16 protein-coding genes are annotated in these 13,725 nt (G+C 72.6%); 1 reads left to right on the top strand and 15 read right to left on the bottom strand.

Annotated elements, in window-relative coordinates:
- Positions 1–38: 38 nt before the first annotated feature.
- Genes lysS through LB823_RS06585 form a run of 3 tightly spaced genes read right to left on the bottom strand, consistent with a single transcriptional unit; the run spans position 39 to position 2,846 of the window.
- Positions 39–1,808: a lysine--tRNA ligase gene (lysS, locus tag LB823_RS06595; protein ID WP_224645968.1), complete on the bottom strand. Its 1,770-nt coding sequence runs from the start codon at positions 1,806–1,808 to the stop codon at positions 39–41.
- A 43-nt stretch (positions 1,809–1,851) separates the two neighbouring features.
- On the bottom strand, positions 1,852–2,172 hold the full coding sequence (locus tag LB823_RS06590; protein WP_224645967.1) for a multidrug efflux SMR transporter: 321 nt from the start codon (positions 2,170–2,172) through the stop codon (positions 1,852–1,854).
- Positions 2,169–2,846, bottom strand: coding sequence for an FMN-dependent NADH-azoreductase (locus tag LB823_RS06585; RefSeq protein ID WP_224645966.1), 678 nt, complete (start codon positions 2,844–2,846; stop codon positions 2,169–2,171). The genes LB823_RS06590 and LB823_RS06585 overlap by 4 nt, the downstream gene beginning before the upstream one ends.
- Positions 2,847–2,953: 107 nt before the next feature.
- Between LB823_RS06585 and LB823_RS06580 the strand changes: the two genes are divergently transcribed.
- Positions 2,954–3,559 carry a TetR/AcrR family transcriptional regulator gene (locus tag LB823_RS06580; RefSeq protein WP_224645965.1) on the top strand — a complete coding sequence of 202 codons (606 nt, stop codon included), beginning with the start codon at positions 2,954–2,956 and terminating at the stop codon, positions 3,557–3,559.
- 45 nt (positions 3,560–3,604) lie between these two features.
- On the opposite strand, the gene LB823_RS06575 is transcribed toward LB823_RS06580, so the two are convergent.
- From LB823_RS06575 to ftsH, 12 genes are all read right to left on the bottom strand, one after another.
- The gene (locus LB823_RS06575) at positions 3,605–3,979 is read right to left on the bottom strand and encodes a rhodanese-like domain-containing protein (protein ID WP_224645964.1); all 375 of its coding nucleotides are present in this window, start codon (positions 3,977–3,979) and stop codon (positions 3,605–3,607) included.
- Positions 3,980–4,137: 158 nt separating this feature from the next.
- Complete coding sequence (locus tag LB823_RS06570) at positions 4,138–4,971, bottom strand: type III pantothenate kinase (protein ID WP_224645963.1); 834 nt, start codon at positions 4,969–4,971, stop codon at positions 4,138–4,140.
- A complete protein-coding gene (gene panD / locus LB823_RS06565; RefSeq protein WP_224645962.1) occupies positions 4,971–5,378 on the bottom strand; it encodes an aspartate 1-decarboxylase in 408 nt (135 codons plus the stop codon). Before panD ends, LB823_RS06570 begins: the two co-directional genes overlap by 1 nt.
- Positions 5,378–6,271 (bottom strand): pantoate--beta-alanine ligase, encoded by an 894-nt coding sequence (gene panC, locus LB823_RS06560; RefSeq protein WP_224645961.1) that lies wholly within the window; start codon positions 6,269–6,271, stop codon positions 5,378–5,380. The genes panD and panC overlap by 1 nt, the downstream gene beginning before the upstream one ends.
- On the bottom strand, positions 6,268–7,218 hold the full coding sequence (locus tag LB823_RS06555; protein ID WP_224645960.1) for a Rossmann-like and DUF2520 domain-containing protein: 951 nt from the start codon (positions 7,216–7,218) through the stop codon (positions 6,268–6,270). The genes panC and LB823_RS06555 overlap by 4 nt, the downstream gene beginning before the upstream one ends.
- Before the next feature lie 109 nt (positions 7,219–7,327).
- Positions 7,328–8,329: a DUF6779 domain-containing protein gene (locus tag LB823_RS06550; RefSeq protein WP_224645959.1), complete on the bottom strand. Its 1,002-nt coding sequence runs from the start codon at positions 8,327–8,329 to the stop codon at positions 7,328–7,330.
- A gap of 36 nt (positions 8,330–8,365) precedes the next feature.
- On the bottom strand, positions 8,366–8,893 hold the full coding sequence (locus LB823_RS06545) for a DUF3180 domain-containing protein (protein WP_224645958.1): 528 nt from the start codon (positions 8,891–8,893) through the stop codon (positions 8,366–8,368).
- Positions 8,890–9,378, bottom strand: a complete 489-nt coding sequence (folK, locus tag LB823_RS06540) for a 2-amino-4-hydroxy-6-hydroxymethyldihydropteridine diphosphokinase (protein ID WP_224645957.1) — start codon at positions 9,376–9,378, stop codon at positions 8,890–8,892. The genes LB823_RS06545 and folK overlap by 4 nt, the downstream gene beginning before the upstream one ends.
- On the bottom strand, positions 9,375–9,755 hold the full coding sequence (gene folB, locus LB823_RS06535) for a dihydroneopterin aldolase (protein ID WP_224646038.1): 381 nt from the start codon (positions 9,753–9,755) through the stop codon (positions 9,375–9,377). Before folB ends, folK begins: the two co-directional genes overlap by 4 nt.
- A gap of 1 nt (position 9,756) precedes the next feature.
- Positions 9,757–10,566, bottom strand: coding sequence for a dihydropteroate synthase (gene folP, locus LB823_RS06530; protein ID WP_224646037.1), 810 nt, complete (start codon positions 10,564–10,566; stop codon positions 9,757–9,759).
- 26 nt (positions 10,567–10,592) lie between these two features.
- Complete coding sequence (gene folE / locus LB823_RS06525) at positions 10,593–11,189, bottom strand: GTP cyclohydrolase I FolE (protein WP_224645956.1); 597 nt, start codon at positions 11,187–11,189, stop codon at positions 10,593–10,595.
- Positions 11,189–13,624, bottom strand: a complete 2,436-nt coding sequence (gene ftsH / locus LB823_RS06520; protein WP_224645955.1) for an ATP-dependent zinc metalloprotease FtsH — start codon at positions 13,622–13,624, stop codon at positions 11,189–11,191. Before ftsH ends, folE begins: the two co-directional genes overlap by 1 nt.
- Positions 13,625–13,725: the final 101 nt, after the last annotated feature.

The following is a 13,725-nucleotide window of genomic DNA, read 5'->3' as shown; positions in this document are numbered from 1 at the left end:
GAATCGCGCCGGCCGGCGCGCAATTCACCGATTCGGTACTACTGGAACGACACCAGCGCACGCACCCGTTCCACACCGATCGCGAGCAGCAGCGTGGGCAGCCGCGGACCGGTATCGCTACTCACCAGCAGGCGGTAGAGCAGGACGAAGAATGCGCGCTGCGCTGCGGCGAGTTCCTTATCGCCCTTGACGATCTGATCCGCGCCCAGCCCGCGCTGCACCTTCGCGACGCCGTACACCTGGTGCGTTATTCCGGCGAGCGTCCAGTCGTCCTCGAGCCGGCCGAGCCCGGCGGGGGCGGGGGTGCCGGAGCCCTCCAGCAGCAGCCTCAGGCCCTCCCGCTGCTCGTCCGTGAGGGACGCCAGGAGCTCCGCGTCCGGTTCGCTCCGGACGACGGTGCGCTCCTCCGCCGGCATCTGCTCGGCCACCCAGGCGGTGGCGCGGTCCAGCCGCGGACGCAGCGGCGCCAGCTCGTCCAGCGGCTGGTCGGGCTCGAGCGCGGCCAGGATGCGCAGGGTCTGCTCGTCGTCGCCGGTCGTGATGTCGACGACGGAGGCCAGCGTCTTGTACGGCACGGGGCGGGGCGTCAGCGGCAGCTCTCGCAGCTGCTGCGACCTCGTGTCCTGCACGGACACCGCCCGGGCGTGCGCCGCGATGTCGCCGGGCTGCGCCTTCTCCCCGGCCGTCTTGCGGACCAGCGCGTCCCACTCGTCGTAGGTGCGGGGCAGGTCGCCGTCCAGCGCCACGTCGAAGGACTGATTCGGCTTCTTGCGCCCGTACAGCCAGCGCAGCAGCGGCGGCTCGAGGTAGCGCAGCGCGACCGCGGCGGTCGGCACCCCGCCCTTCGAGGACGACATCTTGGCCATGCCGCGGATGCCGACGAAGGCGTACATCGGGCCGAGCGGCCGCTTCCAGCCGAAGATCGGCGCCACGTCCTTGCCCACGGCGAACGACGACCCGGGCGATTGATGATCGACACCGGAGGGCTCGAAAGTGATCTTCTCGAAGGCCCAGCGCATGGGCCAATCGACCTTCCACACCAGTTTCCCGTCGGTGTGATCGCGAAGAATCACCGTTTCCGCGTGTCCGCACCGGCAAACGTAGGTGAGCTCGGTCGAATCGTCGTCGTACGCCGTTACCGTGGTGAAATCGGTCCCGCACACCGAGCAGTAGGGCTTGTACGGGTAGTAACCGGAATCACCCGATCCGTCCGCTTCCTCCGCCGCTCCCGACGCCGCATCGGCGTCCGATTCCGTGTCCGTTTCCGATGCATTCCCGTCCGCCGCTGGTGTTTCTCCGCGGTCGAGCGTCCGATAGCGCTCGAGGATGGAATCAATGCGCCCGCGTTGCGCCATCGCGTGCAGCACCTGATCGACATATGCACCAGAGGTGTACATCTGCGTCTGGCTGATTCCCCGGTACTCGACGCCCAGACCCTCCAGCGCGCCCTGCAATTCGCGCCGGAAATGCTCGGCCCAGTTCTCCGCATCGGAGCCGTGCGGCGCCGGAACGCGTGTCAGTGGTTTACCGATGTGCTGCTCCCAGGAGGAATCGACGCCGGGGACGTTCGGAACCTTGCGGAAGCGGTCGAAGTCGTCCCAGGAGATGATGTGCTCGACCTGCAGGCCGCGGCGGCGCAGCTCGTCGGCCACCAGGTGCGGCACCATCACCTCACGGAGGTTCCCCAGGTGGATCGGCCCCGACGGGGAGATCCCCGAGGCCACCTTCACGGGTGTCCCGTTCCGCTCGGCGAAAGCCACGGCCTCATCCGCGAGGCGGGAGACCCAGTCGTCCAGGGGTGCAGTCACGGGCGCAGCATTCACGGGTGGTGATCCTACCGCTCGGCCCCGGTCACTCCGGATTCGTGATCCGCGCCAGGACCACACCGCCCAGGATCATCGACAGCGCGAGCATCCGGCCCGCCGTCACGGGGTCCCGGTGCACGACGATGCCCAGGGTGATCGCGCCCAGCGCGCCGATGCCCGTGAAGACGGCGTAGGCGGTGCCCACCGGCAGGGTCCGCATCGCGCGGGCCAGCAGGTACACGGCGAGCACCCCGAGCACGATGCACAGCACCGTCGGCCACAACCGGGTGAAGTTCGCGGTGGGCTTGATCGTCTGCGACCACGCGATCTCCACGAGGCCCGCGAGCCCCAGGATCAGCCAGCTCATCGGACGACCTCGCCGGCGCCGGCCCGGCCGCGATCGGTCGCGAGCCGGCGCAGGTCCGCGACGGCGGCGGCGTGCGAGGCGTCGTGCGCGTCGCGCAGGTGCGCGAGCGCGGGGTCGATGCGGGAGTTGGCGAGCTCGCTCGCGACGAAGACCGCATCGGTCACACCGAAGTGGCCGGCGAAGAAGTCGCGCAGGTACCGCTCCTCGTGGTCGAAGGGCTCGCGCGGCGCACCGGGCGAGTAGGCGCCGCCGCGGGCGGAGGCGACGACGAAGGTCCGGGGCGCCAGCGACATCCGCGGGAAGGTGATCTGGTCGAGCCAGGCCTTGAGCGAAGCCGGCACGGAGAAGTTGTACATGGGCGTGCCGATGAGGATCACATCGGCGGCGAGAACCTCGTTCAGCAGCGGTTCCACGACGCCCCAGGCCCGCCGTTGTTCGGGCGTCCGGGCCAGCACGGACAGCCGCGCCGGGTCGGTCTCCCCCGCGACGAGCGCCGCGTCGCAGAGCTCGGTCCACGCCTCGTCGATGAGGGGAACGGGGTCGGCCGCGAGGTCGCGGTAGGTGTAGGCGCCGCCGGGGTGGGCGACGCGCCAGGCCGCGGCGTAGTCGGCGCTGAGCTCGCGGCTGATCGACGCGCGCCGGGCACTCGCGTCGAGGTGCAGGAGGTGGGTCATGGCATCGCCTTCCGTTAACCGGACACGTTGTCCGCTTGTAGTGATCGAACGGTAGCGCACAAGCGGACAGCTTGTCCATATCAAGATTCGTGGCTAGATTCGATGCCATGCGGATCGGACCGGACCTCCTGGCGGGCACCCCTGACGACGGGGCCGCGCCGCCCGTCGAGCGGGCCGACGCCGCCCGCAACCGGCAGAAGGTACTCGACGCGGCCGCCGAGCTGTTCGCGACGCGGGATCCGCGCAGCGTGACGATGGACGACATCGCGAAGGCCGCCGGCGTGGGCCGCGGCACCCTGTACCGGCGCTACCCCGACCGCGGCGCGATCGCGGCCGCGCTGCTCGACGACCACGAGCGCTCACTGCAGGAGGCGATCCTGCGCGGCGACCCGCCGCTCGGTCCGGGCGCGCCGCCCGGGGACCGCCTGGCCGCCTTCTACGCGGCGATGGTCCGGCTGCTCGGAACGCATTCACACCTCGTGCTCGGCGCCGAGACGGGGGGCGCGCGGTTCGCGACGGGGGCCTACGGGTTCTGGTTCGCGCACGTCCGCGCCCTGCTGACGGAGGCGGGGATCGACGATCCGGAGGCGATGGTGGACGCGGTCCTCGCGCCCGTCGCGGCGGAGGTCTACCTGCAGCAGCGCGAGCGCGGGCTGTCGCCGGAGCGGATCAGCGCCGCGCTCGACGCGCAGGCGCACCGGCTGCTCGACTGAGCGCCGGAGACGGCGCCGCGCCGACTGCCCGGCGGCGGCGGAGCCTCAGGCCTCGTGGGCGGCGAACTGGGCGAGCGCCCGCTCGTAGGCCTCGGACGCGCGACCGCGGCCGGCGCCGGGCGTGATGCCCAGGGTCAGGGCCCGGAAGCCACCGTCGACCGACGAGGCCTGCACGCCCCGGTCCCGGAGGCGGGTGGCGATCGCGGCGGCGGTGGCGCCGTTACCGCTGACCAGCAGCCACTGGGCGTCGGGGCCGGCGGCGGCCAGGCTGGTGGGGAGGCCGGGGACGAGCCGGGCGGCGACGGCGGCCGCGTCGAGGGCGACGGCACCGGGGAGGATTCCGTCGCGGTTGCGCTCGGACTGGTCGCGGACGTCGACGACGATCTGGCCGGTGGCGGGGGTGAAGTGCACGGGGTGCATCGGAGAGTCTCCAGGAGGGAGGCGGAGCGCGGAGGGCGCGTCCGGGCAGCGAAAGGGGGTCGGGTTCCTAACGGACCCGACAACACTCCATGCAGCTGCGCACCTGGCTCATGACAGCGAAGCTAGCACCCCGCCGCAACCGGCGGCAAGGGTTCGAATCACGAGTGACGCGAATCCCGCGCGCGCCTGTCCCGCTGCGCCCGGTTGGCTCGCTCCCGCAGGTACACGGCCCGCAGGCCCTGCAGCGTGAGGTCGGCGCGATGGTCGGTCACGGTCGCGCACTCGGAGGCGATGCCCTCGTCGAAGCCGCCCGTCGCGACCACCCGGGCCCCGGGGGCCACCTCGAGCGCGCGGCCGACGAGCGCGTCGACCATGCCTGCGAAGCCGTAGATGATGCCCGACTGCAGCGCCTCGACGGTGTTCTTCCCGACCACCGACCGCGGCGCGACGAGCTCCACCCGGCGCAGCGCGACGGTCCGCTCGGCGAGCGCGTCCAGCGCGCTCCCCACGCCCGCGGCGATCGCGCCGCCGAGGAACTCGCCCTTGGCGCTGACCACGTCCACCCGCGTGGACGTGCCGAAATCCACGACGATGCACGGGGTCCCGGCCGCGCGGCCGACCAGCTCGAAGGCGCCGGCGGCGTTGGCGACGCGGTCGGTGCCGACCTCGCGCGGGTTGTCGACGAGCAGCGGCACGCCGGTCTTGACGCCGGGCTCGAGAATCACGGGCTCGGCCGCCGGGTAGTAGCGGGGCATCACGGCGCGCAGCGAGCGCAGCAGCTCGGGCACCGTCGACAGCACGGACACGCCCGTGACCGCGGCGGGTTCGACGCCCGCGCCCGTGAGGAAGCCGCGCAGGATGAGCGCCAGCTCATCCGAAGTCATCCGCGGGTCGCTGCGCAGCCGCCAGGTGCCGAGCAGCTCCTCGCCCTCGGCGGATGCGAACAGCCCGACGGTGACCGAGGTGTTGCCGGCGTCGATCGCCAGCAGCATCAGACCCTGCCCGTGACCAGGCCGAAACCGTCGGGCACGTGCGCCGCGTCGGCGGTGAGCTCGACGGGCTTGTTGTCGGAGTCCACGAAGACGACGCTGGGCGCGTAGGTCTTCAGCTCCTCCTCGTTCAGCTGGCCGTAGGCGATGAGGATGACGATGTCGCCCGGGTTCACGAGATGCGCGGCGGCGCCGTTGATCCCGATGACGCCGCTCCCCCGCTCGCCGGCGATCGTGTAGGTCTCCAGCCGGGCGCCGTTCGTCACGTCGACGATGGCCACCTGCTCGCCCTCCAGGAGGTTCGCGGCGTCCAGCAGATCGGCGTCGACGGTGACCGAGCCCACGTAGTGCAGGTTCGCCTCGGTCACCGTGGCGCGGTGGATCTTGCTGGTCATCATGGTGCGCAGCATTATTCGGCCTCCTCCAGGAACCCGGTACCGATGGCGATGCCCACGTTGTCGAGCAGGCGGGTGTTGCCGAGCTTCGCGGCCACCAGCAGGCGGCCGTCGCCCTTCTCCGGCGCGACGCCCAGGTCGGGGGCGCGCAGCTCCAGGTACTGCACCTCGATGCCGGGGCGCGAGGCGAGCACGGCGTTCGCGGCGGCCAGGATGGCGGGCTCGCCGCCCTGCGCGGCGTAGGCGCCGGCGAGCAGCGCCGCGGAGAGGGCGGTCGCGGCCTCCCGCTCGTCCTCCGAGAGGTAGACGTTGCGCGAGCTCATCGCCAGGCCGTCGGCCTCGCGGACCGTCGGGACGCCGACGATCTTCACGTCCATGTTGAGGTCGGTGACCATCTGCCGCACGAGAACCAGCTGCTGGTAGTCCTTCTCGCCGAAGTAGGCGGTGTGCGGGCGCACGATGTTGAGCAGCTTGTTGACCACGGTCAGCATGCCCGCGAAATGCGTCGGGCGGCTGTCGGCCTCGAGGCCCACCCCGGCGGGACCGGGCTGGATCGTGGTGCGCGGGCCGTTCGGGTACATGTCGGCGGCCGACGGTGCGAAGACCAGCTCGACGCCGGCGGCGCGCAGCTTCTCGACGTCCGCGTCGAGCGTGCGCGGGTAGGCGTCGAGGTCCTCGTTCGCACCGAACTGCAGCGGGTTCACGAAGATCGAGACCACGACGACGGCGCCGTTGAGCTTGGCGGCGTGCACCAGCTCCAAGTGGCCGGCGTGCAGCGCGCCCATGGTGGGCACGAAGGCGATCTGTCGGCCGGTGGACTTCAGCGCGCTGGTGACCTTGGTCAGCTGCGCCGGGTCGTGGTGCACCGTCAGCTGGCCGGGGGTGTACGGACGGGTGGGTGCGCTCATCGGTTGTCCTTCTCGAGGGCGGGATCGATCATGGCTGAGGTTCCGGATTGAGCTGCCGCGCGCCGGGATTGGGCGCGGTAGGCGTCGGTGATGGCCGGGTCGACGGTGTCGATCGCGGCCAGGTGGCGGGTCACGGCCGCCGCGTCGCCGCGGGCGGCGGGCCCGGTGAGGGCGGCCGCGCCGCTGCGCAGCGCGTTGTCCAGGGCGGCGCGGGCCAACGGTGCGAGCATCCGCTCGGCGAGGTCGCCGGGCGGTCCGCCGACCGTGTCCAGGCCCACCCCGCCGGCGAGCGCGGCGCGCAGCGCGACCACGGCATCGTCGACCAGCGCGACCAGGTGGTTCGCGCCGTGCGCGAGCGCCGCGTGGTACAGCGGCCGGGCCGATTCCGGCACCCGGACGGGCTCGGCACCGATCTCCAGCGCGATGGCCTGGCCCACGGCGTGCCCGATCTCGTCGGCGGCGGTGATCCCGATGCAGCAGGTGGCCAGCCGGGCGGTGTCGTCGGGATCGTCGACGAAGGTCATGGCGGGGTGGAAGGCGATGGTGGTGCAGCCGAGCCGGGCGAGCGGCGCCAGCACGCCGACGCCGAGCGCGCCGGAGGTGTGCAGCACGATCGCCGACGGATTGATCCGCGCCGCGAGATCCTCGACCAGCGCGGGGAGCTCGGTGTCCGGCACGGCCAGGATGAGGAGCTCGGCCTTCTCGGCGATGACCGCGGGGACGTCGACGCGGGCCTCGGGAAGGCGGTGCGCGGCGCGGGTGCGGGAGCGCTCCGACGGGGCGGACGCGGCGGTGACGATGTGGCCGGCCCGTTCGAGGGCGGCGCCCAGGGCGGTGCCGACGCGGCCGGCGGAGATCACGCCCACGGACAGTCGCGCGGGGGTGGGGGGATTGGGGATGCCGGACAACTGATCCACGGCATCGGGCGAGTCCGAGAACTCGGGCATGGGCGTACGCCTCCAAGGGTTCGTTCCAGTCCCGCTCCGCGGGTACCAGACGTTCAGGAGAAGGCTATGCCCGCGCGGTCCCGCGGGCAACGGCGTGTGAGCTAGATCATCACTCCGGCTTGCGCCGACGGCCGCCGCTCGAGCGCTCGGTGTCGGCGTTCATCCGGGCGATCAGATCCGCGACGGTGCTGCCCGACGAGTGCTGCCCGGCGTGACCCGTCTCGACCTGCTGCTCCTGCCGGTCCTCGGGCGCCTGCTGCGGCGGCGTGCGCTGCTGATCCTGCGCCCACGGCCGCCCCTGCGCCTGACCCGGCTGCTGCGGGCCCTGGAACTGCGGAGCCTGCGGCGGCGCGGACTGGAACGGGGAGTACGGCGCCGCCGGGGACACGGTCGGCGGGGTCGCCGGGACGTCCGGCGTGTACGGGCGCGGCGGCAGCGGCGAGCGGTAGCCGGACTGCGGCGCGAGCGGCACGAAGGGCTCGTCGTCGCCGGCCACGTGGTCGACGTGCTCGACATCGACGGGCGGCTGCGCATCCGGGGTCGCCGCGGCGGCGGGCTCGGGCACGCCGGCGAAGTCCTGCTGCGCGCGGAACCGGTCGTCGTCCTCGAAGACGGACTTGGCCCGCTGGGCGTCCAGGGCCCGCTGCTCCGCCGCGGCGTAGAGCTCGGTGTACGAGGGGCCCAGGTCGCGGCCGAGCAGCTCCTCGAGGTTGGCGCGCAGCGCCAGGACCTCGGCCTTGAGGGCGGTCAACTCCTCGTTGGACTCGCCCTTGAGCTCGGCGCGGATGTCGCGCTCGACCTGCAGTTCGTACTCGCGGCGCGCGCTGATCTCGCGCTCGAGCTGCAGCCCGTAGACGGTCTTGAGGCCGCTCTCCTTCGACTCCGCGGCGCGCAGGTCGCGCGAGTACCGCGCGATGAGGAAGGCGGCGATGACGAGGCCCCACACCAGCAGGATCAGCGAGACCAGGCCCCAGCGGCGGTCCTCCGAGAACACCCACATGCCGGTCCCGACGACCGCCAGCAGGATCACCGCACCGAGCATCCACTGCCCCGCACCCGAGGAACGTCGCGGGGCGCGCTTTCGTGAACTCGGGATAGGCGGTTGCGTCATATCCGCGACCTTACCTTTTACCTGAGGTCGGATTCCTCAGGCTGGCGATGTGTCGGCGGGCTGGTCGTCGGGATCGTCGGGTGTGCGACAGCAACGCTCGAGCCACAGCGCGGCGGCCAGGAGCAGCATCGCCCCGGCGGCGCCGATCCAGGCGCCCGGCCGGTCCGCGTGGGTGGCGGTCAGGCTCGCGCCCTCGGTGAGGAGGAAGACGAGCATCCCGCCGAAGAAGCCCAGGGCCACGGCCCCGAGGTAGGCGGACGCCTTGGCGAGCGCCACGGCGCGGGCCACGGCGATCGGGTGGATCCGCCCCGGCCCCCAGCCGACCTCGCCGCGGCTCAGCCGCGAGCGCACCAGCTGCGCGATGTACAGGTCCGCCGCGGCCACGCCGTACAGCAGCGCGCCCGCCCACACGGGCACGACGGGGACGACGTTGCGCACCAGCAGGTACGAGCCCAGGCCCACGCCCAGCACGATCACCACCAGCTCGACCCAGCCGGTCGCGCGCACCGTCGGGCCGCCCGGCTCCTCGGGCTCCCGGTCCACGCCCTTCGACGGTCCGCTCACAGGCGCGTCACCTCCGCGGTCTCGTCGGCGGGCAGGGCCCGCAGCAGGTCGTCGACGGTGCCGTGCCCGGGCAGCAGCGCGTCCGGATCGGCGTCCCGCCAGGGGATGAGGACGAAGGCGCGCTCGTGCGCGCGGGGGTGCGGCAGGGTCAGCTCGGGGTCGTCGGAGAGCACCGGCTCGTCGCCCTCCCAGACCGCGATCACGTCGACGTCGAGGGTGCGCGGGCCCCACCGGACGTCGCGGACGCGCTGCGCGGCGGCCTCCCGCTCGCGGGCGAAGGCCAGCCAGCCGGCGGCGTCGCGCGCGGGATCGTCGACGAGGACGGTCGCGTTGACGAAGTCGTCCTGCTCGACGCCGCCCCACGGCGGGGTGCGGTACAGCGCCGAGGCGCGGACCAGGGCCGGGCCGAGGGCGTCGATCGCGGCCCGGACGGCCACGTCGGCGGCGCCGAGGTTGGCGCCCAGCGAGAGGACGGCGCGGCTCACTGCACGCTCCGCGCGCCGGAGCGCGAGCGACGGGCGACGACGGCAACGTCGGCAAAAGATAACGGGATCGGGGCGGAGGGCTTGTGCACCGTCACCTCGACCGCGTACACCTTCTCGTCGGCCGCGATATCGTCGGCGATCTCCGCGGCGACGGTCTCGATGAGGTTGCGCGGCTCCCCCGCGACGATGTCGTGGGCGCGCTGCGCGAGCGCCCCGTAGTCGACGGTGTCGTTCAGGTCGTCGGAGGCCGCCGCGGGCCGCGAGTCGACCCACAGCACGAGGTCGATGACGAACTCCTGGCCGTCGCGCCGCTCGTGCTCGAAGACGCCGTGGTTGCCCCGCACCCGCAGGCCGGTGAGCTCGATCCGGTCCGCCATGTCAGGCACCGCCTTTCGTCCAGGCCTCGGTCACGGCGATGGCGTCCGCCGTCGACCGCACGTCGTGCACGCGCACGCCCCACACCCCGGCCTGCGCGGCGAGGGCGGAGACCGCGGCGGTGGCGACCTCGCGGCCGGCGGGCTCGCGGCCGCCGAGCAGCTCGCCGAGGAAGCGCTTGCGGGAGGCCCCGACGAGGACTCGGAATCCGGTGTCCTGCAGGGTCGGCAGGCCGCGCAGCAGCTCCCAGTTGTGAGCCGCGTTCTTGGCGAAGCCGAGGCCGGGGTCCAGCACGATCCGCTCGGGGGCGATGCCGGCGGCGATCGCGGCGTCGGCCTGGTGCAGGAGCTCGTCGCGCACCTCGGCGACGACGTCGTCGTACTCGGTGATCTCGTGGTGGATGCCGGCCCACACCGGTCCGGGCGCGCCGGGCGAGGGCCGCCAGTGCATGAGGATCCAGGGCGCGTCCGAGTCGGCGACGACGCGCGTCATGTCGGGGTCGGCCCGGCCGCCGGAGACGTCGTTGACGATCGCGGCGCCGGCGTCGAGCGCGGCGGCGGCCACGGAGGCGCGCATGGTGTCGACCGAGACGGCGATGCCCTCCGCGGCGAGCGCCGAGATCACGGGCACCACGCGGTCGCGTTCCAGCTCGGCGGGCACGCGGTGCGCGCCGGGCCGGGTCGACTCCCCGCCCACGTCGACGATGGCGGCACCGTCGGCCACGAGCTCCCGCGCCCGCGCGACGGCGGCGTCGGGGGCGAGGTAGCGGCCACCGTCGGAGAAGGAGTCGGCGGTGACGTTGACGACGCCCATGATGAGCGTGCGGCCGGGCTGCTCCGTCACCGGCGCAGGATCAGTTCGAGCGCCTCGGCGCGCGAGGTCGCACTGTCCTTGAACGCGCCGCGCACCGCCGAGGTGGTGGTGCTCGCGCCGGGCTTGCGGATGCCGCGCATCGCCATGCAGAGGTGCTCGGCCTCGATCACGACGATCACGCCGCGCGGGTCGAGCTTGCGGACCAGCGCGTCGGCGATCTGCGCGGTGAGCCGCTCCTGCACCTGCGGCCGCTTGGCGTACAGGTCCACGAGGCGGGCCAGCTTGCTCAGGCCCGTGACCCGGCCGCTGGTGCCGGGCAGGTAGCCCACGTGCGCGACGCCGTGGAAGGAGACCAGGTGGTGCTCGCAGGTCGAGTACATCGGGATGTCCTTGACCAGCACCAGCTCGTCGTGGTCCTCGCCGAAGGTGGTGTTGAGCACCTCGTCGGGGTCGGTGTGCAGCCCGCCGAAGACCTCCTTGAAGGCCTTCGCGACCCGCTCCGGGGTCTTCTGCAGGCCCTCGCGGTCCGGGTCCTCGCCGACGGCGATCAGCAGTTCGCGGACCGCGGCGACGGCGCGCTCGTGGTCGAACGGGGCCACGGCAGCCCCGCTGTCCTTGCCCATCAGCTCTCGCTCGATCGGTCCGGGCCGGACTGCTCCCCGCCCTGCTGCTCCGGCCCCTGCGGACCCGCGCCCTGGGAGCCCGCGCCCTGCGGCGGCTGGCCCTGCGGGGGCCACCCTGGCGCCGACCAGCCCGCAGGGGCGCCGTAGTCGGGGCGGCTGCCCTGCTGCGGCGGCTGCTGGCCGTACTGCCCGCCCTGCGGCTGCCCGTAGCCGGGCGCCGGGTACTGCGGGCCGGGGTAGGCCTGCTGGCCGCCCCACTGGTAGCCGGGCTGGCCGTAGGCCGGCTGGGGCTGGCCCTGCTGGCCGTAGCCCGACGGTGCGCCGGGCGTGGGCCAGGGCTGACCGGCCGGCGCGGGCGCGCCCCACTGCCCGTTCTGCCCGGCGTGGCCGTTCGGCGCGGGCTGTGCGGCGGCGAGGGCCGCGGCCTTCTCCTGCTCGGCCTTGTGGCGCTCGGCCTCCTCGTCGACGGGCGGCCAGGGCTCGCCCTTCTCGATCGCGATCTCCTTGGGAGTCTTGATCGGGGGCTTGGTCGACGGGACGCGACCACCGAAGTCGTCGAACTGCGTGATCACGGGCCGCTTCTCGACGGACGCGAAGATCCGCTCGAGATCCTTGCGGACCAGCGTCTCCTTCTCCAGCAGCTCGCCGGCGAGCACGTCGAGGACGTCGCGGTACTCGGTGAGGATCGCCCAGGCCTCGGTGTGCGCGGCCTCGATGAGCGAGCGCACCTCCTCGTCGATCTGCGCGGCGACGGCGTCGGAGTACTGCGCGCCGCTGCCGAAGCCGCGGCCCATGAACGGATCGCCCTCGTCCTGCCCGTACTTCACGGCGCCCAGGCGGGCACTCATGCCGTACTCGGTGACCATCGCGCGGGCGATCTTCGTGGCCTGGTCGATGTCGCTCGACGCGCCGGTGGTCGGCTCGGCGAAGACCAGTTCCTCCGCCGCGCGGCCGCCCATGGCGAAGATCAGCCGGCCGATCATCTCGTTGCGGGTGTACATGCCCTTGTCGTTCTCGGGCACGGCCAGCGCGTGGCCGCCGGTGCGGCCGCGAGCCAGGATGGTGACCTTGTACACCGGGTCCAGGCTCTTCGTCGCCCACGCGGCCAGGGTGTGGCCGCCCTCGTGGTACGCGGTGACCTTCTTCTCGTGCTCGCTGATGATGCGGTTCTTGCGGCGCGGACCGCCCACCACGCGGTCGACGGCCTCCTCGAGCGTCGGCGCCGTGATGACGGAGCCGTTTTCGCGGGCCGTGAGCAGCGCCGCCTCGTTGACCACGTTGGCCAGGTCGGCGCCGGACATGCCGGGGGTGCGCTTGGCCAGGCCGTCGAGATCGGCGTCGGGGGCCAACGGCTTGCCCTGGGCGTGCACCCGGAGGATCGCCTTGCGGCCCGCGATGTCCGGGTTGGTCACGGGGATCTGCCGGTCGAAGCGGCCGGGGCGCAGCAGCGCCGGGTCCAGGATGTCGGGCCGGTTGGTGGCCGCGATGAGGATGATGCCCTGGCGGTCGCCGAAGCCGTCCATCTCGACGAGCAGCTGGTTGAGGGTCTGCTCGCGCTCGTCGTGGCCGCCGCCCATGCCGGCGCCGCGCTGGCGGCCGACGGCGTCGATCTCGTCGACGAAGATGATGCAGGGGCTGTTCTCCTTGGCCTGCTCGAACAGGTCGCGCACGCGGGAGGCGCCGACGCCGACGAACATCTCGACGAAGTCGGAACCGGAGATCGTGAAGAAGGGCACGCCGGCCTCGCCCGCGACGGCGCGCGCGAGCAGCGTCTTACCGGTGCCGGGCGGGCCGTAGAGCAGCACGCCCTTCGGGATCTTCGCGCCCAGGGCCTGGTAGCGGGCCGGGTTCTGCAGGAAGTCCTTGATCTCGTAGAGCTCCTCGACCGCCTCGTCCGCGCCGGCGACGTCGGCGAAGGTGGTCTTGGGCATGTCCTTCGTGAGCTGCTTGGCCTTGCTCTTGCCGAAGCCCATGACGCCGCCGCGGCCGCCGCCCTGCATGCGGTTCATGAGGAAGAAGAACAGGCCGACCAGCAGCAGGATCGGGAGCAGCGTGAACAGCAGCATCGAGATCCACGGCGATTCCTGCGTCACGTTCGTGGTGTACGTGACGGGCTTGCCGTCGGGGTTCTGCGCGTCCTGCACGAGGCCGAGGATGTCGCGCGAGGTGCCCGCGGGGTACTTCGCGAAGACCTTCGTCGAGCCGTCGGTGCCGTTCTCGCCGTCGACGGCCTTCGCGAGCGTCACGCGCAGCGTCTGCTCGCGGTCGTCGATCTGGACGTCGGTGACGTTCTTCGCCTCGAGCTGCTGCACGACCAGCGAGGTGGACGCGGGCTTGTAGTCCCGGTTGCTGCCGCCGACCATGGTGAACGCCCAGACCAGCAGGACGAATCCGGCGATGATCGCCAGCGTGCGGATGAGTGATTTCCGTTTCATATGGCTTCGCCTCGCGGCTCGTCAGTCCTTCTTCTTCCGGCGCGCGGCGGGCCGCGCTGGGTCGACTTCCCAGGCTACCGTGCAGCGTCGCGACCGGGCCG

The sequence above is a fragment of the Tsukamurella sp. M9C genome, from assembly GCF_020169415.1.
In the GTDB taxonomy this organism is placed as follows: domain Bacteria; phylum Actinomycetota; class Actinomycetes; order Mycobacteriales; family Mycobacteriaceae; genus Tsukamurella.
The sequence above is the reverse complement of the archived record's forward strand: the minus strand, read 5'-3'. Positions and strand labels throughout refer to the sequence as shown.